Origin of the sequence: Cypionkella aquatica (genome assembly GCF_030161095.1) — a bacterium.
Classification (GTDB): domain Bacteria; phylum Pseudomonadota; class Alphaproteobacteria; order Rhodobacterales; family Rhodobacteraceae; genus Cypionkella; species Cypionkella aquatica.
Genome location: NZ_BSPP01000004.1, coordinates 643,844 through 669,335, shown reverse-complemented (window position 1 = coordinate 669,335; position 25,492 = coordinate 643,844). Strand labels below are relative to the sequence as shown.

The following is a 25,492-nucleotide window of genomic DNA, read 5'->3' as shown; positions in this document are numbered from 1 at the left end:
GCCCTCCACAAGATCGGTCGGCGAGAAAATAGAAACGCAGGGCGCAGTGGCGACTGCTAAGCCTGCAATGAACCAAATTTTGCTTTAAAACCATCGCTCACTGCACTCAATCGCAAGCGCCCTATCCAAGCAAGGCGTTTGTCATGAAAGCGCGGGCGTCATCGCGGCGGCTTTGGCTTTCATCGCGGTGGCCGCTTGTGCGTAGCCGCCTGACGCGCCGTCGATGAAATGCATGTGATCATGCGCCCGCAGCGATGGCACAATGCAAGTGACCAGTGCAGAATCCTGTTTGTGCAGGCCAAACTGGCAAACCCCTGCAGCGGCAGCAGTTTCAAGCAGGGATTCTATCGCCATAAGGCCATCGGCGTTGACATCAATCGTCATTTTCAAACCATCATCAAACTTGCGGAAATCGGTATTGCGGGTCAGTTGCCGCGCATATTCGCGCGCGTTGAAACTGCCCAAGGTCCAGCCAGTGCGGTGCAGAACCACGGTCATCACGATTGCGACGACCACCTTCAGCTTGGCGGCAAAGCGTTTGCCCGGCGGCGCCAGCGCGCTAGCCTCAGTCGCAACGCCGGCCAGCGTCAACTGCGGATTAGGTCCCTCGGGCGGCAACGGGTTGCCCGACCCACCCGCCATATTGGCCAAAGTTACCACCTGTGACACCAAGGCGCGAAAAGCATCCATCCGGGCTTGTGCGGTGGGCAGTGCAATGATCGAGACAATCTGACCATTGCGCGATTGGATCGGGTTCCATCGGCACGACAGCCCGGTCAAATCGGCCCGGCTGCCGGGAGGGGCCATCGCCACGGCAAACTGTCCCTGTTTCATCTGCGCTTCGGCCCAAGCCGAGCCGCCGCCCGCAAACATCGCGAATGTCATCTCGGGGCTGGCTTGAAACCGCGCGACCCGCACATCGTGGCCCGCCGCACGGATGGCTGACAGTGGCACAATCGCGGTACGCATATTCAGACCCAGATCTTCTTCGATCCAGCGCGCCACTGCAGCCAAAGCCGTCGCTGCCGACTCAATCCCTTCGGGCGGCACCGCGATCACCGCGCCATCGCCGCCGAACACGAAGGGAAAGTTGCTCCCATCAAGCACGTTCAGCACGGCCGTGATCACCGAGGCACCGGCCATATTCACCGATTTATACTTGCCGCGCGCAATCGCATCACTGGAGGAGACCACATCAGCCACCGCCAACGCCCAACCATCTGGCAGCGAACGATAGCGTGACAGATTGGCCACGTCTTCAAATTCGGCGAAGATCGGCTGGTCTGCAAGAAAGCTCAGGGTGTTTGGCTCTGTCATTCCGGCAACATAACACGGATTTGGCGCGATACAGGTGCCATCGGTTCACATTTTCTGTGCGCGATTGCAAAACTTCGCTGTGCGACCGTTGCATAGCGCTAAAGCCGCCACGATCAGTGCATTTCGGGGTGGCCAAGCAGGAATTCAATCCCGGCTGTTACTTTTTAATTGCAAAGTGCACAAAGTTCTAGCTTGCAATAGGCTTCGCCACGCGAGGGGATCTGAAGTGATCCAGACAGCAGAAGAAAATGGGTCGGTTCGGATGACAGGACAACTACTTGGCACAAGCACGGATTTGCTGCGTGTCGAAGACGTTAAAGTGTCGTTTCCTTTGGCGACGGGTCATGTAGACGCCCTGAAAGGCGTCGGTCTGCGGGTTTTGCCTGGCAAGATCACCGCTTTGGTGGGGGAATCCGGGTCGGGCAAATCGGTGCTTGGCCAGACCATCATGGGTCTGCAACCCGATTACGCCCGTGTCAGTGGAAAAGTGCTGCTGGCCGATCCATCGGCCCCCAGTGGCACGGTTGAGCTATTGGGTCTCCCGCGTGATGGCCGCCAGATCCGCGCGATCCGCGGCAGCAAAATCGGCATGATCTTTCAAGAACCGATGACCTCATTCTCGGCACTGCACACCATCGGCAATCAGATCACCGAAGCATTGCGGATTCACGAACCCGTTTCCGCGAAAGAACAGCGCGAACGCGCCGAGGATATGCTGTCGCTCGTCGGCTTTACCAAGCCCGGCAAAGTGTTCGATATGTATCCGTTTGAACTTTCAGGCGGCATGCGCCAGCGCGCGATGATTGCGATGGCGCTGATTTGCAGCCCATCGCTGTTGATCGCAGATGAGCCGACAACCGCACTGGATGTGACTATTCAAGCGCAAATCCTGACGCTGCTGCGCGATCTGCAACAGCGGATGAACATGGCCATTTTGCTGATCACCCATGATCTTGGCGTCGTCGCCAATGTCAGCGATGAAGTGGTGGTGCTGTATCAGGGCCGCATCATGGAATCCGGCCCGGTCGAGGATATTTTCCGCCGCCCGCAGCATCCCTACCTTAAGGGCCTGATGGCCGCGATTCCTCATTTTGGCATGGCACAAGGCGATCGGTTGCGCCCACTGCGGGACATCAAGGTTGACCATGACAAGTTGATGACCGCGATCGGCAACGCAAAACCAATGGACACGGCGTCAAGGCAGCACGAAGCGCCCGAAGTGCTGCTGTCGGTGCGCAACCTGTCGAAAACCTATCAGACCCGCGATCAAGCTTGGGCATTTCGCAAGCCCAGCGCCGCCCCGGCTCCGGCGGTGGATGGCGTCAGCTTTGACATCAGGCGCGGCGAATGTCTGGGCTTGGTTGGCGAAAGTGGTTGCGGCAAAACCACCGTCAGCAAGATCCTGATGCGCGCGGTGACGCCGGATGCGGGCTCGGTGATCTATGATGATGGCTCTGGCCCGGTCGATGTGCTGGAGGCCAAGGGCGATGATCTGCAACGCCTGCGCACTCAGATTCAAATGGTGTTTCAAGACCCAGTGTCGTCGCTGTCGCCCCGGATGACGGTCGGCAATATCTTGTCGGAACCGCTTGATATCCACCGTCGCGGTACACCCGCCCAGCGCCGCGACACAGTTGATGCCTTGCTAGGGGCCATTGGCTTGGGTCAGTCCGCCCGCCACCGCTATCCGCACAGCTTTTCTGGCGGCCAGCGCCAACGCATTGGCATTGCGCGCGCCCTCGCGCTGGCGCCAGGCCTGATCGTTTGTGACGAACCTGTGTCGGCGCTGGATGTATCGGTGCAGGCGCAAATTCTTAACCTGCTGAAAGATTTGCAAAAGGATCTCGGCCTTACCTATCTGTTCATCTCGCACAACTTGGCCGTTGTGGATTATATGGCCGATCGGGTGGCCGTGATGTGGGCAGGGCGGATTGTTGAGATCGCACCGCGTGAAACCATCATGACCGCCCCCGTGCATCCTTATACCAAGGCCCTGCTGGCCGCCGTGCCCTATCCCGATCTGGAGCGCCGCTTGGATTTTGCGACCTTCGCGGGTAGCTCTGCACTGACAAGTGTGAACTGGGCGGCGGCGTTCCGCGCCGAAGCAAGCCAAATGGCACCGCTTGATCTGGGCAATGGCCATTTCGTGCTGGCCCATAAATCCGCCGATATGGCAGAGTTGAAATCATGATCACCCGCCGCACTGCTTTGACCCTGCTCGCCTCGGTCGCCCTGCCCAGCATCAGCTTTGCCGAAGCGCCGTCTTTGGCCGCTGAAGTGCGCTTGGGCACTCTGCCTCCCCTGCCCGAACGCCTGCCGCGCAACCCGCGCGTTGTCGATCTGCCCGCCATGGGGCGTTCTACCGGGCGGTATTCTGGCAGCCTGCGCATGCTGATCAGTGGCCAGCGGGATGTGCGGCTTATCCCGATTTACAGCTATGCGCGATTGGTCGGCTATAATGCCGATCTTCGGTTGGCACCCGATCTGCTGGCGGGATTTGAGGCCGAAGACGACCGAATCTACACGCTGCATCTGCGGGAAGGCCATCGCTGGTCGGATGGCAGCCCGTTCACCGCCGCCGATTTTGAATATTGCTGGCGCGACATGATGAACAACCCAGAGCTCTATCGCGGCGGGCCACCGGTCGATCTGATCGCCGATGGCAAGGTCGTCGCGTTTGAGGTGATCGACCCGCTGACCGTGCGCTATACCTTTGCCAGCCCGATGCCGGATTTTCTGCCGAAACTCGCCGCCCCGCTCCCACTGATCCTGTTCGCGCCGCATCAATATATGCGCCAATTCCACGCCAGCTATCAAACACCCGAGAAGCTGGCCGAACTGGTCGAGATCAACCGCGTCGATGATTGGCAAAGCTTACATGCCAAAATGGTGCGAAGCATCCGCCCGGAAAACCCCGATCTGCCCACGCTTGAGGCTTGGCGTCCGCGCACCGCCCCCCCAGCCGAGCAATTCGTGTTCGAGCGTAATCCCTATTATCACCGCGTCGATCAGATGGGCCAACAACTGCCCTACTTTGATCGCATCGTACTGGCCGTCGCCTCGGCCGAGATTATCGCGGCCAAAACCGCAACCGGTGAAAGCGATCTTCAGGCCAATGGCATAACTTTCCCCGACTATACGCTGATGAAACAGGCCGAAAAACAGCATCCGCTGAAGGTTTCACTGTGGCGGCGCACGCAAGGGTCAAGCGTGTCTTTGCTGCCCAACCTGAACTGCAACGATCCGGTGTGGCGCAAGCTGTTCCAAGACGTTCGGATGCGCCGTGCTTTGTCAGTGGCGATCAACCGTAAAGAGTTGAACAAGGTCAACTTCTTCGGCCTTGGCCGCGAAAGTGCCGATACGATCTTGCCGGACAGCCAGCTGTACAAACCCGAATATGCCAGCGCTTGGGCGCAATATGACCCCGATCTTGCGAATGCGCTGCTGGATGAATTGGGTTTGACCGAGCGCGGCGGTGGCAATATCCGGCTGCTGCCCGATGGCAGGCAGGCGGGCATCGTGGTTGAGACGGCAGGCGAAAGCACGATGGAAGTCGATGTGCTGGAACTGATCACCGACCACATGCGTGATGTCGGCATCGCCATTTACATCCGCTCGACCCAGCGCGACGTCTTCCGCAGCCGCGCGATGGGCGGAGAGGTGCAGATGGCGGTCTGGCAGGGGCTCGACAACGCCGTGCCCACCGCCGACATGTCGCCCGATGGGCTGGCACCCACCAGCGCCGATCAGCTGCAATGGCCGGTCTGGGGAACTTGGTATGCCTCGGCGCAGACTGCCGGCAAGGCCCCGGATATGCCCGAAGCTATTCAGTTAATAGAACTGTTGCACCGGTGGCGCGCCAGCACCACCACGCCGCAGCGCACGCGGATCTGGGGTGAAATGCTGCGACTTTGGGCGGATCAGGTGTTCTCTATCGGCACCGTCAATGCAGCACCGCAGCCAATCGTGCGCGCGGTCCGTATGCGCAACATCCCCAATGACGCATTGTATGGCTTTACCCCCACAAGCTTTTTGGGCGCCTACATGCCCGACACGTTCTACATGGCGAGGGAATAGCCCATGTTTCGCTATGTCATCCTGCGCAGCCTTGCGATGATCCCGACGCTGTTTCTGATCTCGGTTCTGGTGTTTTTCATCATTGAACTGCCACCCGGCGATTACTTTGAAAGCTATGTCTCCGAGCTGCGCGCCCTGGGCGAGTCCGCTGATTTGGCCGAGATTGACATGCTGCGCGAACGCTATGGCTTTGATCAGCCGCAGGTGGTGCGTTATTTCTGGTGGGTCGGCGGCATGTTGCACGGCGATTTCGGCTATTCGTTTGAATATCGCCTGCCGGTGAATGAGGTTGTGGGGGATCGGCTATGGCTGACCGTGCTGTTGTCCACCGTCACCATACTGTTCACATGGATCATCGCCTTTCCCATTGGCATCTATTCCGCGACCCATAAATACAGTTGGGGCGATTATGGTCTGACTTTCCTTGGCCTGATCGGAATTGCAGTGCCGAATTTCATGCTGGCGCTGGTGATGATGTATTTCGCCAATATCTGGTTTGGGGTTTCCATCGGCAATCTGATGGATCAGCAATTCCTGAACGAACCGATGAGCTGGGCAAAGCTGTCGTCGATCCTGTCGCATATCTGGATTCCCGTGGTGATCATTGGCACGGCTGGCACGGCTGCGATGGTGCGCCGTCTGCGTGCCAACCTGCTGGACGAATTGCACAAACAATATGTCACCACCGCCCGCGCCAAGGGGCTGCACCCGACCAAGGTTCTGTTGAAGTACCCGCTGCGGATGGCGCTTAACTTTTTCATCTCGGACATCGGCTCTATCCTGCCTGCGATGATCTCGGGGGCAGAGGTGACCGCAATCGTGCTGTCGCTGGAAACCACCGGGCCGATGCTGATCCGTGCCCTGCAAAGTCAGGACATGTATCTGGCGGGATCATTCCTGATGTTTCTGGCCTTTCTGACCGTGATCGGCGTGCTGATTTCCGACATCGCACTAACGTTTCTTGACCCGCGCATCCGACTGGGCAAAGGAAGCAGCAAATGAGCAATCCAACCGATCAGCCCACCTCGTTGCCTGCCCCCGGTGCAGCGATGCAGCACTATGTCTCGGACGCGCCGTTTGATCCGTATGAGGCCGAAAACGCTGCCTCTGCCAAGTCGAAATTCGCGCAGGCCTCGCAGCTGCAACTGATGTGGTGGCAGTTTCGCAAGCACAAGATGGCCTATTATTGCGGCATCTTCCTTCTGATCATGTATGGCTCTATCCTGATTTCCGAGTTTCTGGCCCCCTACAACCAACAGGCCCGCAATACCGATTTCATCTATGCGCCGCCGCAAACCGTGCATCTTTTTCACGAGGGCAGCTTTGTCGGCCCCTTTGTCTATGGCCGCACGCAAGTGCTGGATATGGATACGCTTCAACGCATTTACACCGACGATGTGACCCAAGTGCAAAAACTGCGGTTTTTCTGTGAGGGCGACAGCTATAATTTCTGGGGCTTAGTTCCGGGCGACACCCATTTGGTTTGCCCGGCCAAGGGCGGGCAGTTTTTCCTGCTTGGCACCGACCGCCTTGGCCGCGATGTGCTGTCGCGCACGATCTACGGCGCGCGCATATCTTTGACCATCGGCATCCTTGGCGTCACCATGAGCTTTATTCTGGGGATCGTTATCGGTGGCCTTGCGGGCTATCACGGCGGCTGGTTCGATGCGATCACCCAGCGCGTGATCGAGGTTTTGCAATCTATCCCGTCGATACCGCTGTGGATGGCGCTTGCAGCGATCATCCCGGTGACGTGGAGCCCGATCCTGGTCTATATCGGCATCACCGTGATCCTTGGCTTGCTGGATTGGACCGGGCTTGCCCGTGGCGTGCGATCCAAGCTGCTGGCGTTGCGAGAGGAAGATTATGTGCTCGCCGCCCGCCTGATGGGCGCGGGCAGCACGCGCATCATTGGCCGCCATATGATCCCGGGTTTCATGTCACATCTGATCGCCTCGGCTACCTTGACCATCCCCGGCATGATCTTGGGCGAAACAGCGCTCAGCTTCCTTGGCATCGGGTTGCGCGCACCGATCTCCAGCTGGGGCATCCTGTTGACCGAGGCGCGCAGCGTCAACATCATCGCGCTGTATCCGTGGCTGATGTTCCCGGTGATCCCGGTCATTCTGGTGATCCTTGCTTTCAATTTCCTCGGCGACGGGTTACGCGATGCCGCCGATCCCTATGCGCAATAGCAGGTTCGCCCGATGACCACTCCAGGCCGCCGATCTTCAACCATCCGCTCCGAGGTAAAGTGAATGAAGCACTCTTTGGAAAACGCGCGGATTTTGATGTATAGCCACGACACGTTCGGTCTGGGCCATCTGCGGCGTTGCCGGACGATCGCGCATGCTTTGGTGCAGGAATACAGCGGCTTGATGGTCCTGATCGTTTCTGGCTCGCAGATCGCGGGGGCGTTTGATTACCGTGCTCGCGTTGATTTCGTGAAAATCCCCAGCGTGATCAAACTGCGCAATGGCGAATATTCGTCGCTTGCGACCCACATTGACGTGGCTGACACGATCAAGATGCGCCGCTCGATCATCCGGCATACCGCCGAAAGCTTCGCCCCCGATATCTTCATCGTCGACAAAGAGCCGATGGGCCTGCGCGGTGAGATCGAAGAAACCCTCGCCTATCTCAAAGCCAAAGGCACAACACTTGTGCTTGGCCTTCGTGAGGTGATGGATGCGCCGCATCTGCTGGATGCCGAATGGAAGCGCAACGATGTGATGGGCAAGATTGACCGCACCTATGATCACATATGGGTCTATGGCCCGCCGGATTTCTACGACCCGCTGACCGGCCTTGATGTGCCGCAATCGGTGCGCGACAGGATGGAGTTTGTGGGCTTTCTGCAACGCCGCTCGGCGCAGGAAAAGCTGTCGGAAAAGCGCCGTGAAAGCGACTATCTGCTGGTGACCACGGGCGGTGGTGGCGACGGCGCTGATCTGATCGACAATGTGCTGAACGCCTATCTGCATGACGCCAGCCTTGACCAAAAGGCCCTAGTGGTGCTTGGTCCCTACATGCCCGCCGACCAACGCGCTGAGTTCATGCGTAAAGGCCAAAGTATCCCGCAGATCGAAGTGATCGAGTTCGACACGCGGATGGAAGAGCTGATTGCAGGCTCGGCTGGTGTCGTCGCGATGGGCGGCTATAACACCTATTGCGAAATTTTGTCTTTCGACAAACCGGCGTTGATCGTGCCCCGCACCACCCCACGCGAGGAACAACTTTTGCGCGCCACCCGTGCCGCTGAACTTGGCATGATCGAGATGCTGCTGCCGGAAGAAGCCGCCGATCCAGCCCGAATGGCGGCCGCCTTGCGCGCCTTGCCCGGACGGCCGCTGCCATCAGATGCCACCCCCGGCCTGCATCTTGAAGGTCTGACCAACATTGCGCGGCTGGTCGGCGAAGACTTGGCCACCCGCTCCAAACACCCCAGCTCATTGCGGTTCGCAACTTGACTGCTGCCGCCAGACAACGACTCGTGGTGGTGCTGAAAGGCTACCCACGGCTGTCAGAGACCTTTATCGTGCAAGAATTGCGCGGATTGGAACTGGCGGGCTTCAAACTTGTGATCGTGTCGCTCCGCCATCCAACCGACAAAAAGCGGCATGCAGTGCATGACGAAATCGAAGCGGATCTGCTTTACCTGCCAGAATACCTGCACAAAGAACCCATGCGGGTCTTGCGCGGGCTTTGGGCCGCGCGCCGTCAGCCCGGGTTCAAAGTGGCTCTGCAAGGCTGGTTGGCAGACCTGTGGCGCGACCGCAGCCGAAATCGTCTGCGTCGGTTTGGGCAAGCGGCGGTTCTGGTCGCCGAATGGCCGCAGGACGGCGCGTGGCTGCATGCGCATTTCATACACACCCCTGCATCCGTCACAGATTATGCTGCGCGGATCATGGGTCTGGGATGGAGCGTCTCTGCCCATGCCAAAGACATCTGGACCTCGCCTGATTGGGAACTGGCGGCCAAACTAAACCGCGCGCACTGGACAGTGACTTGTACCGAGATGGGCCATAAGCACCTGCAATCCTTGGCGCAAAATCCGGCAACTGTGCATCTCAGCTATCACGGCCTGAATCTTGATCGCTTCCCTCCCTTTACAGAAAGCCGTCCCGCGCGCGACGGTTCAGACGCCGCTGATCCGGTTCAAATTGTCAGCGTTGGCCGCGCGGTTCCGAAAAAGGGCTACGACACCCTTCTGCGCGCGCTGGCTTTGCTGCCCGCCGATCTGCAATGGCGCTTCACCCATCTGGGCGGGGGCGCGCAACGATCTGATCTGCAAAGCCTTGCCGAAAGTCTTGGCATTGCAGATCGCATCCGCTGGCAAGGTGCAGTCGATCAGGCCGAGGTTCTGGCCGCCTATCGCGAGTCAGATCTGTTCGCCCTTGCCTGCCGGATCACCGCCGATGGCGATCGCGACGGTTTGCCAAATGTTCTGGTCGAGGCCGCAAGCCAAGGTCTTGCCTGCCTGTCCACCAATATCTCTGGCATCCCCGAGCTGTTCAGCAACGCGGAAAACGGCTGGCTTGTCGCTCCCGACGATACCGCAGCCCTTTCTGCGGCCTTGCAAACTGCAATCACCTCGCCCAGCCTGCGCCAGCAATATGGCGAGGCTGCTGCCAAAAAAGTCCGCACCACGCTGGATTATCATCGCAGCGTTGATGAACTGGTGGCCCTGTTCGCGGCCGAAGGCGTGCATCCATGACCCCAAAATCGCCGTCAGTGTTCTTTTACGTTCAGCATCTTTTGGGTATTGGCCACCTTGCTCGCGCCAGCCGCATTGCCCGCGCCATGCTTGATCTGGGTATGGAGGTGACGCTTGTGACTGGCGGGCTGCCGGTTCAGGGGTTTCCCGGCCCCGGTATCTCGCATATTGCCCTGCCACCCCTCGCGGTCGCTGGCAGCGAATTTGCGGGCTTGGTGACTGCCAGCGGCGAACCTGCCGATGCCGCCTATCTTGAAGCCCGCAAAAATCAGCTTCTGGCCGCCTACCATGCCGCAAAACCCGATATTGTGCTGACCGAAGCTTTCCCATTTGGCCGCCGCCAAGTCCGGTTTGAATTACTGCCGCTGATCGACGCGATCCAAGCCAGCGAATCGCGCCCGGCGCTGGTCAGCTCGGTGCGCGACATTTTGCAGCGCCGCATCAAGCCGGGCCGCAATGAGGAAACCGTGGCGCTGGTCGAATCCGCCTTTGATCTGGTCTTGGTGCACGGCGATCCCAGCTTTGCAGCACTCGGCGACAGCTTTGCTTTGGCCGATCAACTCACCAAACCCATCGCCTATTCGGGCCTTGTCTGCCCGCCAGCCCCCCCGCTGCCAACCGAGACGTTTGACGTGCTGGTTTCGGCAGGCGGCGGGGCTGCGGGCAAGCACCTGATCACCGACGCTATCGGTGCTGCTGCTTTGCTGCCGCACCTTGCGAACTGGCTGATCATCACCGGGCCGAATTTAGCCCAAGCCGATTATGACGCGCTGAACGCCAAGTTGCCGCCCAATGTCACATTGGCCCGGTTTCGGGTCGATCTTGCGAGCTTGATGCGTGGCGCGAAACTTTCCGTCTCGCAAGCTGGTTACAACACGGTAGCAGATGTGCTGATGGCTGGCTGCCGCGCCCTTCTGGTGCCCTATGCCGTCGATGGCGAAACCGAGCAGACCGACCGCGCCACGTTGCTGAAATCCCTTGGCCGCTGCCGCGCGCTGACCGAGTCCAGCTTGACCGCCACCAGTTTGGCGGCAGCAATCAAAGCAGAAATCGAACGCCCGATGCCCAGCCGCGCCCTTGCCATCAACCTGAACGGCGCAACCCGCAGCGCCGAGATCTTGCGCGACCTTGCCCAAAGCCGCGCCCGCGCTTAAATCACCGCCGTCTAAGCCATCCCCACAATCGCGTTCGATTGCGCCAAATGGTATGATCTGCATCTTTCAGACCTGGTCGCAGCCGCATCTGAACAGGGGCGTTTTGGTGCAGGCGCTGCCCGATTTGTGGACGCCGTTGGATGGCCCGCGGCTGTATTTCTTGCGCCGCTTCATGCCACCACCGCGACACGCTTTTGTCGATCTGTTGGCCGAGCAGCGCCGTTAAATCCAAGCATTGATGGGATTTGACGATCCTCGCCCGTGCAAAAATTCCTGCCGCTTGACCAGATCAGCCCCCAACTCTATGGCGGATTTCATCGCCTTTTTGCAGCCCTCAAGGATCCCAGACATGAGCAAACCGAAACTTCGCATCGGCCTGATCGGCACCGGCTTTATGGGCAAGGCGCATGTGTTTGGCTTTACCTCGGCCCCGCGCGTGTTCGAACTGCCGTTTGATCTGGAGTTGCACACCGTCGCCGACATCACGCCTGAAGCCGCCGCCCGCGCCGCGACGACTTTGGGCTTTGCCCATGCCACCGCCGATTGGCGCAGCATCATGCTCGATCCGGCGATTGATGTGGTGTCGATCACGGCGCCGAACGCTTTGCACAAGGAAATGTCGCTTGCCGCAATCGCTGCCGGAAAGCATGTCTATTGCGAAAAACCACTTGCGCCGATGGCTGCCGATGCCTTGGAGATGACTTTGGCCGCTGAAGCAAAGGGCGTGAAAACCCAAGTCGGCTTCAACTATCTGTGCAACCCGATGCTGACGCTGGCGCGTGAGATGATCATGGCCGGAGAGTTGGGCGAGATCCGTGGCTATCGCGGCCTGCACGCCGAAGATTATATGGCGGATGCAAGCGGCCCCTATGCGTTCCGCCACGACCCCGCAGGTGGTGGCGCTTTGGCCGATATTGGCAGCCATGCCCTTGCAACTGCTGAATTTCTCTGCGGCCCGGTCACCCGCGTAATGGGCGATCTTGTCACCATGATTGCCGAGCGCCCCGATGGAAAAGGAGGCCGCAAAGCCGTCACCGTCGATGACATTGGCCGCGCCTTCCTGCGTTTTGAGAACGGCGCATCAGGCAGTATCGAGGGCAACTGGATCGCCACCGGCCGCAAGATGCAGCATGATTTTGAGGTTTACGGCACCAAGGGCGCTTTGGCGTTCAGCCAAGAGCATTTCAATGTGCTGCACCATTTTGACACCGCCGCCGCCAAGGGCCGTCAAGGTTTCCGCCGCATCGAGGCTGGGCCCGATCACGCGCCCTATGGCCTGTTTTGCGTAGCAGCAGGCCATCAGTTGGGCTTTAACGACCTGAAAGCCATTGAAGTTGCAGGCTATATCAACACCATCGCAGGCAAATCGCCCGAGCCGTTCAACTTCCGCAAAGGCCTGCGGATTCAGACCTTGGTGGAAACCATCCAAGCGTCGTCTAAAGCGCAAGGCTGGCTGGACGTCGTATAGGGCGCAAAACTGCGCCAGCCTGTCGTTGTTCGGATTGACAGTTTGGCGCAAACGCTTTCTCTTGGCGGCGATGGTTCCGACCAAGCGAAAAGCCGCGTCGGATGAAAAGGGAATACGGTGTGGTGTAGGCATTAGCCACCAAATCCGTGACTGCCCCCGCAACTGTAAGCGGTGAGCGAACCTGCGTTATCCACTGCCGCACGGCGGGAAGGAGCAGGCAAGCCACGACCCGCGAGTCAGGAGACCTGCCATCATAGCCGAAACAACCGACCGGGCGGGGCGCCTGGGGAAGGATGCTATGATGAACTTTCAAGGGCCAGTCAGGCCCAGATGCGCTGGCTTTGGCCAGACAAGCCGCTGTTTTTGCGGTAGCTTTCCATGACTTTACCGATACTGGAAGCACGCGGCCTGTGCTGGGGCCCACCGCGCAAACCTGACATTCTGACCGACATCAGTTTCTCTGTGGCTGAGGGCGAGGTGATGGCGATTTGCGGCGCGAATGGCGCGGGCAAGTCGTCATTGCTGCGGATGTTGTATCGCTATGTCGCGCCGCGCAAAGGCACGGTCAGCCTGATGGGGCGCGATATCTGGCTGCACTCGGCGCGCGATACCGCCCGCCAGATTGCAGCCGTGCTGCAAGAACAGCCCAGCGATTTCGCCCTGACCGCGCGCCAAATTGTAGCCCTTGGCCGTCTGCCGCATCGCACAGGTTTCGCCACCGCCGCTATCCGCGACGCCGAGGTGATAAGCGCCGCGATCACCCGGCTTGATCTTGACCGCTTTGCTGATCATGCTTTCGGCACGCTGTCGGGCGGTGAAAAACAGCGCGTCATGGTCGCCCGGGCTTTGGCGCAGGAGCCGCATGTGCTGATCCTGGATGAGCCGACAAACCATCTGGACATCCGCCACCAACTTGAACTGCTGGCGCTGTTGCGCGGCCTTGGCTTGACAGTGATTTGCACCCTGCATGACCTAACTTTGGCCGCGCAGTATGCCGACCGCATTCTCGTGCTGTCGCAGGGTCGCGTGCTGTCTGACGGCCCGCCGGATCAGGCGCTGTCAGAGCATCACATCGCCACCGCCTTCAACGTTACCGCCCGCGTCGACCGCTCTGGTCCAGCGCCGCGCTTTTCCTTTCATCTGTAGGATTTTCCAAGTGAAACTGACCCTTATCGCGCTTTTGCTTTCGGCAACCACTGCCTCGGCCTTTCCCGTCACGGTGAAAAGCTGCAACCGTGACGTGACCTTTGACACCGCCCCGGCCCATGCGGTTTCCAACGACGTGAACCTAACCGAGATGATGCTGGTGCTTGGTTTGCGCGATCATATGGTGGGCTATACGGGGATTTCCGGCTGGAAAACCCTTGATGCCGAGATGCGCGATGGTGTCGCGGAGCTGCCCGAATTGTCCGCGAAATACCCGACCAAAGAGGTGCTCGCGGGGGCCGATGCAGACTTCTTTTTTGCCGGCTGGAACTATGGCATGAAGGTCGGCGGAGAGGTCACGCCCGAAACGCTGGAACCTTTGGGCATCAAGACCTACGAATTGACCGAAAGCTGCATTTTCGTGGGTGCCAAAGCGAAAAGCAGCATCCAGGACATGTATGATGACATCCTTAACCTTGGCCTGATCTTCGGGGTCGAGGATAAAGCCAAGACCTTGATCGATGGCTATAAGGCCAAATTGGCCGAGATTACCAAGGGGGTCGATACGGCCAAACCGCTGCGGGTGTTCGTCTATGACAGTGGCGAGGATACGCCGTTTACCGCTGGCAAATACGCCATGCCCACCGCGCTGATTGAGGCGGCAGGGGGTGTTAACATCATGGAAGATCTGGATAAAAGCTGGACTACCGTGGCGTGGGAACCTGTGGTGGAACGCAATCCGCAGGTGATCGTGATCGTCAACTATGGCGATGTGACGGCGGATCAGAAGATCGCTTTCATGAAAGGAACTCCGGCTTTTGCAGGCATCGACGCGGTGAAAAACGACCGTTTCGTGGTGCTGGAATATGTCGAAGCCACCCCCGGCCCGCGCAATATCAAGGCGGTGGAAAAGCTGGTCGCGGGATTCGCAGCCAAGTAAACTATTGAAATCATTCGCACCTGCGCCGGGGATCAGCCTTGGCGCGGGCGGTTCTGAAGGGCAGGATATGGCAGAGCTAACACAAACCGCCGCCGCCACTTGGCAGCTGTCGCGACGCGGCGTTTGGGGGCTGGCTGGGGCCGGGGCGTTGGTGCTGTCGATCCTGCTGGCGGTGTCGATCGGGGCTATTGCGATCCCGCTTTCGACCGTTTGGGGGGTGGCGCTTAATCATGTTATTCCCGATGCCGTGCCTGTCACATGGTCGCCCGGTCGCGCGGCGATTGTCTGGGATATCCGCTTTCCGCGCGCCATTCTGGCGGCCTTGGTGGGTGCAGGTTTGGGGCTGACCGGGGCTGCGTTGCAGGCGGTCACCCGCAACCCTCTGGCCGACCCGCATCTGCTGGGCATTTCATCCGGCGGGGCGTTCGGGGCGATTTTGGCGCTGATGCATACGGGGATGTTTCTGGGCTTGCTGACCGTGCCGCTGCTGGCCTTTGCGGGAGCGCTGGGGGCGACAGCGCTGGTGCTGGGTATCGCGCAATGCGCCCGCGCCACCTCGGCGGATCGGTTGGTTTTGGCGGGCGTGGCGGTAAGCTTCATCATCATGGCCGGGGCTAACATCTTGATCTTTCTGGGTGATCCGCGCGCCACCCATACGGTGGTGTTCTGGATGCTGGGCGGGCTTGGTCTTGCGCAATGGCCGCACCTTTTGTTCCCGCTGGCGGTGCTGATCCCCACGGGCGCGTGGCTGTGGCACCGCGCGCCTGATCTGAATGCGATGAGCTTGGGTGATGAAACCGCCGCCACGTTGGGCATTGCGATCACCCGTTTTCGGCTGTCGGTGTTTGTCGCGGGGGCGTTGATCACAGGGGTTATGGTGGCGTTTTCGGGCATTATCGGCTTTGTCGGTCTGATGATGCCGCATCTGGTGCGGCTGATTTTCGGCGGCGACAACGCCCGTGTGCTGCCACTTTCAGCGCTGTTTGGCGCAATTTTTCTGACTTGGGCCGACACCGCCGCCCGCATCGTGATGGCACCCGAGGATATGCCGATTGGCATTGTGACGGGGCTGACGGGTGGGTTGTTTTTTGTCTGGTTGATGGCCCGACGGGCCTGATGGCTAACCCCGCGCCTTAACGGGTTGAGAACGCGGTGTTAATTGGCCATTTAACCAAAGGTTAACGACCCAGAAACCGGCCATTTTCCGTCTGGAAAGCGGCCATATCGCGCGCAGGTTTCGCGATATGGCCGGGTTGTTAACCACGCCGTGCCGAATCAGGCGTGCCGCGCCAGTTATTCGAGCGATTCTTCTGGCCCAACGATATGCACGGCCAACAGGCAGCCGTTGGGGGTGTAGGAGTTATGCTCTGTCCCGTCGCGGTAAAACACCAGATCGCCAGCGCGGAACACGGTGCCATCGCTTTCGATCAACTCGCCCTCGAGCAGCAGGAATTGCTCGTGCCCCATATGGCGGTGGCTGCGGGTTTTCATGCCTGCGGGCATCCGGTAGACGTGGAAGCCCGTGCCAAGCGGCAGGTCGGTGTCATGCTGCAAGATCGCATCGCCCAAGGCCACGCCGTCGGGATAGACAAATTCCTCAAACTTGGCGGTATGGATATTGGCGATGCGGCGGTCGCCCTCTGCGACGGGTTTCATGGTCAGGGTCATGGGGGCCTCTTAGCTGGAGAAGGTTTCGGCGCGGTAGATTTCGCGCCCTTTGAACAGGGTAAGCAGCACGCGGGTTTCGGCAATCGCATAGGGGTTTACGTTGAAAATATCGCGGTCGAGCAGGATCAGATCGGCGGAATAGCCCGGTTTCAATGCGCCCGTATAGTGGCCGCGCCAGCAAGCCGCAGCGGCGTGAGTGGTATAGCCGAGCACGGCTTCTTCCACGGTCAGGCATTGATCGGGGAAGAACGGTTCCGCCACGCCACGCGCCCGTGGCGGTTCGCGGGTGACTGCGGTGCCGATGATTTCAAACGGATTGAGCGTGGTGACCGCCCAATCCGAGTTGATGCAATAGGGCGCGCCCGCGTCGATCAGGCTGCGAAAGGCATAGGTGTTGGGCGCGCGTTTGGGGCCGATCATCGCCATCGTGTCATCCGGGATGATCGGATCGTTGCAGGCCCAGAGCGGTTGCAGGTTGGCCATCACCCCCAACGCCGCAAAGCGTGGAAAGTCGACAGGATCAACCAGTTGGCAATGCGCAATCTGGTGCAGCGACGGCCAAGCGCCATTGGCATCCCGCGCCGCCTGAAAGCCGTTCAACGCGGCATGGGTGGCGGCATCGCCGATGCAATGCACATGGATCTGAAAACGCTCGGCATCCAAGGCGGTGAACATCGCGTCGATCTGAGCTTGGCTGAACATCAGCGCGGCATTGCCGCTGGCTGCGTCCGCATAGGGGGCGAGCAGGGCTGCGGTGCGGTTTTCAAGCCCGCCGTCGAGAAAGAATTTTGCAGCGTTCAGATGGAAATCCTGGCCACAATGCGCGGCGCGAAAGGCGCGCAGGCGGGTCAGCATAGTCTCGACGCTATCCGCCGCTGTCACCAGACAAGCGCCCGCGACGCGCAGGGTCAGGCTATCCAACCCCTCGCTGTAAATCCGCGCGTGGTGGTCGAGAATCCACGGGTCAATCACCCCGGTGATGCCGTGCTTGTTGGCCCAAGCCATGCCTGCCGCCAACCCCTGTCTGCGGGTGGCATCACTGGTCTGCGGCAGGAGGTTGGTTGCCCAGTTGATCGCCTCTTCATGCAGCATGCCTGTTGCGACGCCGCTGCTGTCGCGGACAATGTGGCCGTTCAAAGGGTCGGGCGTATCGGGGCCGACGCCGATGATCTGCAGTGCCTTGGAGTTCAGGCAGGCGTTGTGAAAGTTGCCGTCGTAGATCAGGCAGGGCCGATCCGGCACCACGGCATCCAGAATGTCGCGGGTCAAATTGTGATCGCCAAAGAAGCCGCTTTGCCAACCGGCACCCCAGATCATTGGGCCGGTTTGGCTGGCCTGATGCGCTGCCATCGCGGCCTGAATATCCGCCAGCGTCGTGCAATCGTAAAGCTGTGCGGTTTCCACCAGATCGGTGCCGCCGTTCAACAGGTGGATATGCGCGTCCTGAAACCCCGGCAGCAGTAAGCGTCCGCCTGCATCTATCTGGCGCGCATCGCCAGCCCGCGACCGCGCCTTATCGCCCAGCGCAACCACCTTGCCATCCTGTAGCAAGATGGCATCACTCTGCGGGCAGGCGGGGTTCATCGTGCGGATATTGGCGTTGTGGATCAAGGTTGTGGTCATGGCCGTCTCCCCTGCGCCACAACGGCCAGCAGTGGAGCCGGGTCTTGATGGTCTAGCGGCGAGCAAATCCGATACGCTTCTAACGCCGCCTCGGAAAGTGTCCCGGCTTGATACAGGGTCATCGCCGCCGCGTAGCGCTGCCGCCCCGATCCGGGCAGGCCCAGCGGAATGTTGACGCCCAGCATCTTTTCATCGCCCTCAGTCATTGTCACGATAAGCCAGCCTTGCATCGGCATCACGGCGCTTTTCAGAACGGTTCAGCAGATAACCCGCCAAAGCCACGCCTGCGCCCACCACCAGCACCGTCAGCGTCGCCAAAGCATTGATATCCGGTGTCACCCCCAGCTTGACCTTTGACCAGATCAACAGCGGCAAGGTGGTGTTGCCCGGACCGGTGGTGAACGAGGTGATCACCACATCATCAAGGCTGATCGTGAAGGCCAGCAGCCACCCCGACAGGATCGCCGGAAAGATCACAGGAAGCGTGATGTCAAACAGAACCGCCCAAGGTTTTGACCCCAGATCCATCGCGGCTTCTTCGATGGCTCGGTCGGCTTGCAGCATGCGCGATTGGATGATCGTGGTGACGAAGACCATCGAGAAGGTGATATGTGCCAAGGTGACCGTGGTGAAGCCGCGCGAGGATGGCCAGCCGAGAAATTTCGCCATCAGGATGAACAGCATCAGCGAGGAAATTCCGGTGATCACCTCTGGCATGATAAGCGGGGCGGTGACGAGGCCCGAGAATAACGTGCGGCCCTTGAAGCGCCGAAAGCGGGCGAGGGTGATCCCCGCCATCGTGCCAAGGATTGTCGCCGCTGTGGCTGAGACTACCGCGATTTTCAACGATAGCAGCAAGGCCGCGCCGACCTGTTTGTTGGACAGCAGCGAGACATACCATTTGGTCGAAAACCCGCCCCAGACCGTTGCCAACCGTGATCCGTTGAAGGAATAGACCATCATCGACAGGATCGGGATGTAGAAGAACGCAAAGCCAAAGCACATCACGGTGATCAGGAAGATCGGGCGGCGTCTCATGGCTCGTCCCCTGCTTCGGCTTTTGATTGGTAATGCGTGTACAGCATCATCGGCCCTACCATCAGCAGCAGCAAAGCAATCGCCACCGAAGCCGCCATCGGCCAATCTGAGGCCGAGGAAAACTCATCCGCGATCACCCGGCCGATCATCGGGCTGGAGGCATCGCCCACCAGTGTCGGGATCACCAACTCGCCCGCCGCTGGGATGAACACCAGCATCGCGCCTGCGATAATCCCCGGCACGGATTGCGGCAGGGTCACGTCCAAAAACACCCGGAACGGGCGCGAGCCAAGGTCCATCGCGGCCTCGTCCAGCACCGGATCGAGCCGTTCGAGGTTGGCATAGAGCGGCAGGATCATAAACGGCAGGTAGGTGTAGACCATCACCAGAACCACCGCGAAATTGCTGTGCATCATCGGGATATTGTTCAGATGCCACGCCGCGGGGGTCAGCAGATTATAGGCGTCGGTCAGCAAGGCGTTGAACCAAGAGTTCTTGCCCATCAGCCCCATCCACGCATAGACCCGCAGCAGGAACGAGGTCCAGAACGGCAAAATCACCAGCATCAGCAAGATATTCCGCCAACTGGACGAAACCCGCGTCAGCGCCAGTGACATCGGATAGCCGAGCAGAAGGCAGAGCACCGTCGCCGTGGCTGCATTGCTGAGGGATACCAGAAACGCCCGGATATACAGATCGTCGTGGAACAGTCGCGAATAGCCGACAAAGCTGATCCACGGATGCTCGCCGCCATAGCCAAAGGGCGGCGCGGTGGGGGTGCGGGTGCCGAAAGAGATTGCCAGCACCAGCAGAAACGGGATGAAGAAGAACAGCAGCAGCCAGATATAGGGCAACCCGATGATCACCCCGCGATAGCCGCGCCCCTGCAGCCAAGTGGCGATCCGGTTGCGCATCATTCCACCAGCAATATCGCGGCCGGGGGCGCGAAGCTGAGGTAAACCTTGTCATCCCAATCAGGCCGCCCACCTGCAGAGCGCCCGGCGTTGACAGAGTGGACCGAGATCAGATCGCCCGAGGGCAAAGTGATGCGATAGAGACTATCCTTGCCGAAATAGGCCAAATCCTTGACCTGCCCCTCGATGACATTCTCAGCCTCTGGCCGCGCCTGACTGATGACCAGTTTCTCGGGGCGCACCGCTAAAGTCACCTCTTGGCCGACCGTCAGCCCCGGCACGGCGCGGGCCTGCACTGCCGCTTGAAATGCCGCGACCTGCACGGTTGCCATATCGCCCGCCAGAGCCGACACCCGCCCCGGAAACGCGGTGATAGAGCCGATAAATCCCGCCACAAAGCGTGAGTTCGGGTATTCGTAAATTTCGGTCGGCGCGCCAACTTGCTTGACGCGGCCCTTGTCCATCACCGCGATCCGGTCCGAAAGCGTCATCGCTTCTTCCTGATCATGGGTCACGACGATGAAAGTCACGCCTGTGCGCTCTTGAATCGACATCAACTCAAACTGGGTATGCTCGCGCAGTTTCTTGTCCAAAGCGGCCAAGGGTTCATCCAGCAGCAGCAGTTTCGGTTGCCGCGCCAACGCCCGTGCCAAGGCCACCCGTTGCCGCTGACCGCCAGAAATCTGATGCGGTTTGCGGTGGCCAAATGGCGAAAGCTGCACCAGCTCCAGCATCTCGGCCACGCGGGCTTTGCGCGCGGCCGCCGTCATATCCTCGTGCTTCAGCCCGTAGCCTACGTTTTTCTCAACGCTCATATGCGGGAACAGGGCGTAGCTTTGGAACATCATATGCACCGGGCGCTGCCACGGCGGCACCCCGGCCATATCCTGCCCGTCGATGAAAATGCGCCCCTCGGTCGGTTCTTCAAACCCCGCCAGCATCCGCAGCAAGGTGGTTTTGCCACAGCCCGACCCACCCAAAAGCGAGAAAATCTCGCCCTGCGCCACGGTCAGGGAAACGTCTTGCACGGCCTGAAAGGTGCCGAATTTCTTTGACACGCCCTCGATACGGATGAACGGATCAGCCACCTTAACCTGCCTTGATCTCGGCCCAGATCCGGGTGATTTCGCGGTCTTGTTCTTCGGATTGCGGCGCGGGGGTATACAGGCGGCTCATGGTTTCGGCATCCGGGTAAACCGCTGGGTCCGCGGTGATCGCCGGGTCCACCAAGGCCGTGGCCGCGCTGTTGGCATTCGCATAGCCGGTAAAATCGGTGCAGGCAGCAATCACTTCGGGGCGCAGCATGTAATCAAGGAACTTATGCGCGCCTTCGACATTCGGCGCATCTGCGGGGATGCACCAATTGTCAAACCAAGCTGGCGCGCCAGTTTTGGGGACGAAATATTGCAGATCAATATCAATCCCCGCCTCTTTCGCGCGGGTCTTGGCGACGCCGTAATCGCCTGACCATGTATTGGCCACGCAAATCTCGCCATTCGGCAGGGTGTTCAGGTAGTTGGCGTTATCAAACGTGCTGACATATTGCCGGATCGGGGCGACCGCATCGGCCATTTTGCGGTATTCCGGCTCTCGTGCCGAACTTGCATCCAGCCCCAGATAGCTGAGCACCATGAAGCCAAAATCGGTCGGGCTGTCCAACAAGGATATCCCGCAATCCGCCAGTTTCGCTGCGTTTTCCGGGTTCAGCAGCACGCCGAGATCGGACAAATCGGCATCCGGCAGACGTTCTTTCACCATCGCCATGTTGAATGTGAAGCCGACCGAGCCCCACATATAGGGCACGCCATATTGGTTGCCGGGATCGAAGCCTTCAACGATTTTCAGGATCGCCGGATCAAGGTTTTTCCAGTTCGGCAGCTTGGCGCGGTCTGGCTTTTGATAGACCCCGGCGGTGATGAAGCTGGCCAGTTTCAGGCTGGACATCAGCACCACATCATAACCGGTGGAGCCCGCCAGCATCTTGGCCTGCATTTCTTCGGCAGAAGCATAAAGGTCATAGACCACACCGACGCCGGTTTCGGCCTCAAAATCCGCCAGCGTGGTTTCGCCAATGTAATCCGACCAGTTGTAGACATTCACCGTGGCCGCCTGCGCCCAAGAGGGCCGGGCATAGGGCGCGGCCAAAGTGCCGCCAATCACACCAAGCGCGCTGCGTCGGGTCAGTTTCATGGCCGTCTCCCTGTTGTGTTGGTTTTCATGCAGGTTAGCCCTGTGCATTTGCTTGGCTAATCAATTCTTCATTGCGCGCCGCGATTTCCGCTTCAGGCGGGGCGGCGGGCAGAGTCATCACCGGCATCAAGGCGCGCAGACTGTCGTGGTGGCGCTTTAGCCCGTATTCCAGGTCTGACAGATGAAAGCCCTCAAATGCCGTCGACAGCATCGACTCGTTCGACCAGATCGACAGTTGCTGGTCTTCAGCCGAGGTGTCGCGGTCAATGCGGTAGGCCAGATAGCGCGCCACCTTCATGCGCCGCGATTCCACCGGCTGCCGGTAAATCCGCCCCGTCACCCGCGTCTTACCCGGAGAGATCGGGATTTCCTGATAAAACTGCACCGATTCCGGCGTGAAGGCGAACACAGCATTGGGGAACAGCCCGTAATAGGTCCAGACCGTCTGCAGATGTTCGGGCAGCCAGTCTTGCCGCTCGGTGATCGCCAGATACATCTTCACCGACCACCGCCGCGCCGGGGCATCGCCAAAGCTGCCAATCGACACATTCAGCCCGCCATCCAGATGCAGATCGCGGTAGGTGCGGCCATAGAGATCCTGCAACGCCGGATGGGCCATCGGCACATGATAACCTTCGTTATCGACATCGCGCACCGATTTCCAGTTCACCGGCAGTTCGGTCGCCCAATGTGGCATATCCAGTGGCTGCACGCCCTCGCTGCGATAACCCGCAAAATCGGCGGCATAGGGGGCAAGCATTTTGGCGACCGAGGGCTGCGGGCCGGGGAAAAATCGGATGAAGATGAAGCCGTGGAATACCTCCATCTTGATCGGTTTCAGGCCAAACTGCGCCCGATCCAACCCGCCGAAGCTGCTCGGCTGCGCTGCGCCGCGCAAAGAGCCATCGAGATTATAGACCCAGCCATGAAACGGGCAGACCAAAGCCCCTTTGCAATGGCCCTTTTCACCATTCACCACCCGTGCGCCGCGATGGCGGCACAGGTTGTGAAACGCTCGCACCACGCCATCTTGGCCGCGCATCACCACAGCGCGTTCACCCTGAAGGTCAAAGCCCAGCCAATCGCCGGGGTTGGCCACATCATTGACATGCCCCACCACCTGCCAATGCGTCAGGAACAAATTGTCACGCTCCAACGCGAACATCGCTTCGGAATGATAAGTCCAGGCCGGAAGCCCCCGGCGATCCCAATCATTCGGGATGGTCAGGCTGTCTGCGTCATGTTTGGTCATCTTGTGACCTCCATCTCTTGTGTAAGCCATTGGTGAAAGCGGTGAATCTCATATTCTTCGGGCATCAACGTGCCGCCGCGATAGGCGGGGGACATCAGCCCGCGCTGGTTCATCTCTGCCGCGTCGCCATCCTGACCCAGCACGATCTTGGCAAATGCGGCGACCTCTGCCGCATCAAACCCCGGCTGGGCCAAGGTTTCGGGCGAGAAATGCCATTCCACCACCAGCGCAGTGCGCAACGGCCCCAGCGGCACGATCCGCACCGAGCGCACATGATCGACATGCGCGACCACATAGGCCGTCGGCCAGAAGGTGACGAAGTGATACCCCGCCGCGCGTTCAGCCTCGGTCAGCCCGGCGAATTCTGGCCCGCAAGCCGCGCCGCTGGGGGTCCAGCTTGCCGCCCCCGGCTTCAGATTGCCCGCAGGCTGCGCGCCATCCCAATGCAACGCCTCGGACGCTGCCATGATCCCCTGCCCGTAAATCGGCACGCGGTCGCAGAGTTCTGGGTGAATTCCCGGGCAATGCAGACATTCTGAGTAATTCTCCCAGAACACCTTCCAGTTACAGGCAATTTCTGCCTTCCAGACATGGCCCGTCACAAGATCCTGCATCGGCCAATGATCCAGCACGGCCAGATCCACATCCGCGACCAGATCACCCGGGGCCTGCGCAGTATTCAGAAACAAGAAACCGGCCCAAACCTGCGATGCCACCGCCAACAAGCCATGCGTTGCCCGGTCAAAATCCGCTGTAGGAACAGCATGGCCCGTCGCCACCAATCGCCCATCAACGGCGGCATAGGCGAATGCGTGATAGGGGCAACGGATCAACTTGCCCATTGGCTGAACCGCATCCCGGCAAAGCTCAGACCCGCGATGCCGACAGCTGTTGTGATAGGCCGCAATGCTGCCCTCTCCCCGGCAGACGATCACATCTGCCGCACCCACCTGCACCCGCCGCATCGTGCCCGGCACAAAGTCCACCAACCGGCCCACACAAATCCAGTTCTGCGCGAACACCGTGGCACTCTCGCGCGCATACCAATCAGCGTCGTGGTAAACTGCCGCCGGCAGGGTTGCCGGGCAGAACTCCAGTCGAGATGAGGCGTGGGGCGAGACTTGCGTCATGGCAGACCATTGCTGTTTGCTCATGCTCGCAAGATTCTGACTGGTCTGTCAATCAGAAACTGTTAGACTTCTCAAAGCCACGATTTCAGCTATGAAAGCGCCATGAGCCATCTTGCCCCGACCATTCCGCCGCCGCGCAAATTGTCGCGCGAAACCCGCCGCACTCAGGTGATCGAGGCGACGATCGAGGTCGTCGCCACCCAAGGCTATGCCCGCACCACGCTGACCGATGTCGCGCGCAAGGCGGGGATCTCGCACGGTCTGGTCAATTTTCATTTCAAGACCAAAGACGCACTTTTGGCCGAAACCCTTGGCTATCTGTCCGAAGAATACCGCCAGAACTGGGCCTCTGCCTTGGCTGCGGCAGGCCCCAGCCCCGCAGAGCAGCTCGCCGCCATGCTGCGCGCTGATTTTGAACCGGCGATCTGCACGCCGACCCGGCTCGCTGCATGGCTGTCGTTCTGGGGCGAGGCGCAATCACGCCCGCTGTATCAAGATCGCTGTGGCGAGAATGAGCAGCTTTACACCAACAAGCTGGAACAGCTCTGCGCCGACCTCGTGCGCCAAGGCGGCTATCACGGCGACCCAATCCTGATCGCACGGGTGCTGCGGGTAACATGCGAAGGCGTCTGGGTCGATCTTAGCTCGATCATCAACCCCTATACCCCGGCCGAGGCACTTCAGACCGTCCACGCCGCCGCAATGGCGTTCTTCCCGAAACATTTTGGCGCAACCGGACTGCTCTAGCCCTTTTCGCATCTCAGCGGCTCTTAAAGCAGGCGGATAGCCTGCGCTGGCTGCCGGGGGTCCCCGCGCCCCGCGGGGGGGTGGCTGCCATGGGTGGACCTATCTACCCGA

The 25,492-nt window shown here is 59.7% G+C and carries 23 protein-coding genes and 1 riboswitch; of the genes, 13 read left to right on the top strand and 10 right to left on the bottom strand.

Annotated elements, in window-relative coordinates:
- Positions 1–141 precede the first annotated feature (141 nt).
- On the bottom strand, positions 142–1,317 hold the full coding sequence (locus tag QQJ98_RS06690) for a DUF3095 domain-containing protein (RefSeq protein ID WP_284324550.1): 1,176 nt from the start codon (positions 1,315–1,317) through the stop codon (positions 142–144).
- A 262-nt stretch (positions 1,318–1,579) separates the two neighbouring features.
- On the opposite strand from QQJ98_RS06690, the gene QQJ98_RS06685 reads away from it, so the two are divergent.
- From QQJ98_RS06685 to QQJ98_RS06630, 12 genes are all read left to right on the top strand, one after another.
- Positions 1,580–3,508, top strand: a complete 1,929-nt coding sequence (locus QQJ98_RS06685; protein ID WP_284324549.1) for an ABC transporter ATP-binding protein — start codon at positions 1,580–1,582, stop codon at positions 3,506–3,508.
- A complete protein-coding gene (locus tag QQJ98_RS06680) occupies positions 3,505–5,394 on the top strand; it encodes an ABC transporter substrate-binding protein (RefSeq protein WP_284324548.1) in 1,890 nt (629 codons plus the stop codon). Before QQJ98_RS06685 ends, QQJ98_RS06680 begins: the two co-directional genes overlap by 4 nt.
- 3 nt (positions 5,395–5,397) lie before the next feature.
- Positions 5,398–6,396, top strand: a complete 999-nt coding sequence (locus tag QQJ98_RS06675) for an ABC transporter permease (protein WP_284324547.1) — start codon at positions 5,398–5,400, stop codon at positions 6,394–6,396.
- A complete protein-coding gene (locus QQJ98_RS06670) occupies positions 6,393–7,589 on the top strand; it encodes an ABC transporter permease (protein ID WP_284324546.1) in 1,197 nt (398 codons plus the stop codon). Before QQJ98_RS06675 ends, QQJ98_RS06670 begins: the two co-directional genes overlap by 4 nt.
- Positions 7,590–7,652: 63 nt before the next feature.
- Entirely contained in the window at positions 7,653–8,864 is a 1,212-nt protein-coding gene (locus QQJ98_RS06665; RefSeq protein ID WP_284324545.1) for a glycosyltransferase family protein, read from the top strand.
- Positions 8,865–8,893: 29 nt separating this feature from the next.
- Positions 8,894–10,111 (top strand): glycosyltransferase family 4 protein, encoded by a 1,218-nt coding sequence (locus tag QQJ98_RS06660; RefSeq protein WP_284324544.1) that lies wholly within the window; start codon positions 8,894–8,896, stop codon positions 10,109–10,111.
- Positions 10,108–11,265 (top strand): glycosyltransferase family protein, encoded by a 1,158-nt coding sequence (locus QQJ98_RS06655; RefSeq protein ID WP_284324543.1) that lies wholly within the window; start codon positions 10,108–10,110, stop codon positions 11,263–11,265. The genes QQJ98_RS06660 and QQJ98_RS06655 overlap by 4 nt, the downstream gene beginning before the upstream one ends.
- Positions 11,266–11,317: 52 nt before the next feature.
- Complete coding sequence (locus QQJ98_RS06650; protein WP_284324542.1) at positions 11,318–11,491, top strand: type 2 periplasmic-binding domain-containing protein; 174 nt, start codon at positions 11,318–11,320, stop codon at positions 11,489–11,491.
- Between the two features lie 123 nt (positions 11,492–11,614).
- Complete coding sequence (locus tag QQJ98_RS06645; protein WP_284324541.1) at positions 11,615–12,733, top strand: Gfo/Idh/MocA family protein; 1,119 nt, start codon at positions 11,615–11,617, stop codon at positions 12,731–12,733.
- Positions 12,734–12,787: 54 nt separating this feature from the next.
- Positions 12,788–13,000, top strand: a riboswitch (cobalamin riboswitch).
- A 111-nt stretch (positions 13,001–13,111) separates the two neighbouring features.
- Positions 13,112–13,879 carry an ABC transporter ATP-binding protein gene (locus QQJ98_RS06640; RefSeq protein ID WP_284324540.1) on the top strand — a complete coding sequence of 256 codons (768 nt, stop codon included), beginning with the start codon at positions 13,112–13,114 and terminating at the stop codon, positions 13,877–13,879.
- Between the two features lie 10 nt (positions 13,880–13,889).
- Positions 13,890–14,819 (top strand): ABC transporter substrate-binding protein, encoded by a 930-nt coding sequence (locus QQJ98_RS06635; RefSeq protein ID WP_284324539.1) that lies wholly within the window; start codon positions 13,890–13,892, stop codon positions 14,817–14,819.
- 67 nt (positions 14,820–14,886) lie between these two features.
- Positions 14,887–15,936, top strand: coding sequence for a FecCD family ABC transporter permease (locus QQJ98_RS06630; protein WP_284324538.1), 1,050 nt, complete (start codon positions 14,887–14,889; stop codon positions 15,934–15,936).
- A 176-nt stretch (positions 15,937–16,112) separates the two neighbouring features.
- Here the strand turns inward: QQJ98_RS06630 and QQJ98_RS06625 are convergent, their stop codons facing one another.
- Genes QQJ98_RS06625 through QQJ98_RS06585 form a run of 9 tightly spaced genes read right to left on the bottom strand, consistent with a single transcriptional unit; the run spans position 16,113 to position 24,658 of the window.
- Entirely contained in the window at positions 16,113–16,487 is a 375-nt protein-coding gene (locus QQJ98_RS06625) for a cupin domain-containing protein (protein WP_284324537.1), read from the bottom strand.
- 9 nt (positions 16,488–16,496) lie between these two features.
- Positions 16,497–18,110 carry an amidohydrolase gene (locus QQJ98_RS06620; protein WP_284324536.1) on the bottom strand — a complete coding sequence of 538 codons (1,614 nt, stop codon included), beginning with the start codon at positions 18,108–18,110 and terminating at the stop codon, positions 16,497–16,499.
- On the bottom strand, positions 18,107–18,322 hold the full coding sequence (locus tag QQJ98_RS06615; RefSeq protein WP_284324535.1) for a hypothetical protein: 216 nt from the start codon (positions 18,320–18,322) through the stop codon (positions 18,107–18,109). The genes QQJ98_RS06620 and QQJ98_RS06615 overlap by 4 nt, the downstream gene beginning before the upstream one ends.
- Complete coding sequence (locus QQJ98_RS06610) at positions 18,309–19,148, bottom strand: ABC transporter permease subunit (protein WP_284324534.1); 840 nt, start codon at positions 19,146–19,148, stop codon at positions 18,309–18,311. The genes QQJ98_RS06615 and QQJ98_RS06610 overlap by 14 nt, the downstream gene beginning before the upstream one ends.
- Positions 19,145–20,065 carry an ABC transporter permease gene (locus tag QQJ98_RS06605; protein ID WP_284324533.1) on the bottom strand — a complete coding sequence of 307 codons (921 nt, stop codon included), beginning with the start codon at positions 20,063–20,065 and terminating at the stop codon, positions 19,145–19,147. The genes QQJ98_RS06610 and QQJ98_RS06605 overlap by 4 nt, the downstream gene beginning before the upstream one ends.
- On the bottom strand, positions 20,062–21,150 hold the full coding sequence (locus tag QQJ98_RS06600) for an ABC transporter ATP-binding protein (RefSeq protein ID WP_284324532.1): 1,089 nt from the start codon (positions 21,148–21,150) through the stop codon (positions 20,062–20,064). The genes QQJ98_RS06605 and QQJ98_RS06600 overlap by 4 nt, the downstream gene beginning before the upstream one ends.
- 1 nt (position 21,151) lies before the next feature.
- Entirely contained in the window at positions 21,152–22,252 is a 1,101-nt protein-coding gene (locus QQJ98_RS06595; protein WP_284324531.1) for a polyamine ABC transporter substrate-binding protein, read from the bottom strand.
- Positions 22,253–22,286: 34 nt separating this feature from the next.
- Positions 22,287–23,504 (bottom strand): aromatic ring-hydroxylating oxygenase subunit alpha, encoded by a 1,218-nt coding sequence (locus QQJ98_RS06590; RefSeq protein WP_284324530.1) that lies wholly within the window; start codon positions 23,502–23,504, stop codon positions 22,287–22,289.
- Positions 23,501–24,658, bottom strand: a complete 1,158-nt coding sequence (locus QQJ98_RS06585; protein WP_284324529.1) for an aromatic ring-hydroxylating oxygenase subunit alpha — start codon at positions 24,656–24,658, stop codon at positions 23,501–23,503. Before QQJ98_RS06585 ends, QQJ98_RS06590 begins: the two co-directional genes overlap by 4 nt.
- Before the next feature lie 78 nt (positions 24,659–24,736).
- On the opposite strand from QQJ98_RS06585, the gene QQJ98_RS06580 reads away from it, so the two are divergent.
- Positions 24,737–25,381, top strand: a complete 645-nt coding sequence (locus QQJ98_RS06580) for a TetR family transcriptional regulator C-terminal domain-containing protein (protein ID WP_284324528.1) — start codon at positions 24,737–24,739, stop codon at positions 25,379–25,381.
- Positions 25,382–25,492 lie beyond the last annotated feature (111 nt).

Bases quoted from the DNA above. Each gene is read 5' to 3' on its own strand.
- QQJ98_RS06690 (WP_284324550.1), bottom strand. From the start codon at position 1,317: ATGACAGAGCCAAACACCCTGAGCTTTCTTGCAGACCAGCCGATCTTC.
- QQJ98_RS06685 (WP_284324549.1), top strand. From the start codon at position 1,580: ATGACAGGACAACTACTTGGCACAAGCACGGATTTGCTGCGTGTCGAA.
- QQJ98_RS06680 (WP_284324548.1), top strand. From the start codon at position 3,505: ATGATCACCCGCCGCACTGCTTTGACCCTGCTCGCCTCGGTCGCCCTG.
- QQJ98_RS06675 (WP_284324547.1), top strand. From the start codon at position 5,398: ATGTTTCGCTATGTCATCCTGCGCAGCCTTGCGATGATCCCGACGCTG.
- QQJ98_RS06670 (WP_284324546.1), top strand. From the start codon at position 6,393: ATGAGCAATCCAACCGATCAGCCCACCTCGTTGCCTGCCCCCGGTGCA.
- QQJ98_RS06665 (WP_284324545.1), top strand. From the start codon at position 7,653: ATGAAGCACTCTTTGGAAAACGCGCGGATTTTGATGTATAGCCACGAC.
- QQJ98_RS06655 (WP_284324543.1), top strand. From the start codon at position 10,108: ATGACCCCAAAATCGCCGTCAGTGTTCTTTTACGTTCAGCATCTTTTG.
- QQJ98_RS06650 (WP_284324542.1), top strand. From the start codon at position 11,318: ATGATCTGCATCTTTCAGACCTGGTCGCAGCCGCATCTGAACAGGGGC.
- QQJ98_RS06645 (WP_284324541.1), top strand. From the start codon at position 11,615: ATGAGCAAACCGAAACTTCGCATCGGCCTGATCGGCACCGGCTTTATG.
- QQJ98_RS06640 (WP_284324540.1), top strand. From the start codon at position 13,112: ATGACTTTACCGATACTGGAAGCACGCGGCCTGTGCTGGGGCCCACCG.
- QQJ98_RS06630 (WP_284324538.1), top strand. From the start codon at position 14,887: ATGGCAGAGCTAACACAAACCGCCGCCGCCACTTGGCAGCTGTCGCGA.
- QQJ98_RS06625 (WP_284324537.1), bottom strand. From the start codon at position 16,487: ATGACCCTGACCATGAAACCCGTCGCAGAGGGCGACCGCCGCATCGCC.
- QQJ98_RS06620 (WP_284324536.1), bottom strand. From the start codon at position 18,110: ATGACCACAACCTTGATCCACAACGCCAATATCCGCACGATGAACCCC.
- QQJ98_RS06610 (WP_284324534.1), bottom strand. From the start codon at position 19,148: ATGAGACGCCGCCCGATCTTCCTGATCACCGTGATGTGCTTTGGCTTT.
- QQJ98_RS06605 (WP_284324533.1), bottom strand. From the start codon at position 20,065: ATGATGCGCAACCGGATCGCCACTTGGCTGCAGGGGCGCGGCTATCGC.
- QQJ98_RS06595 (WP_284324531.1), bottom strand. From the start codon at position 22,252: ATGAAACTGACCCGACGCAGCGCGCTTGGTGTGATTGGCGGCACTTTG.
- QQJ98_RS06590 (WP_284324530.1), bottom strand. From the start codon at position 23,504: ATGACCAAACATGACGCAGACAGCCTGACCATCCCGAATGATTGGGAT.
- QQJ98_RS06585 (WP_284324529.1), bottom strand. From the start codon at position 24,658: ATGAGCAAACAGCAATGGTCTGCCATGACGCAAGTCTCGCCCCACGCC.
- QQJ98_RS06580 (WP_284324528.1), top strand. From the start codon at position 24,737: ATGAGCCATCTTGCCCCGACCATTCCGCCGCCGCGCAAATTGTCGCGC.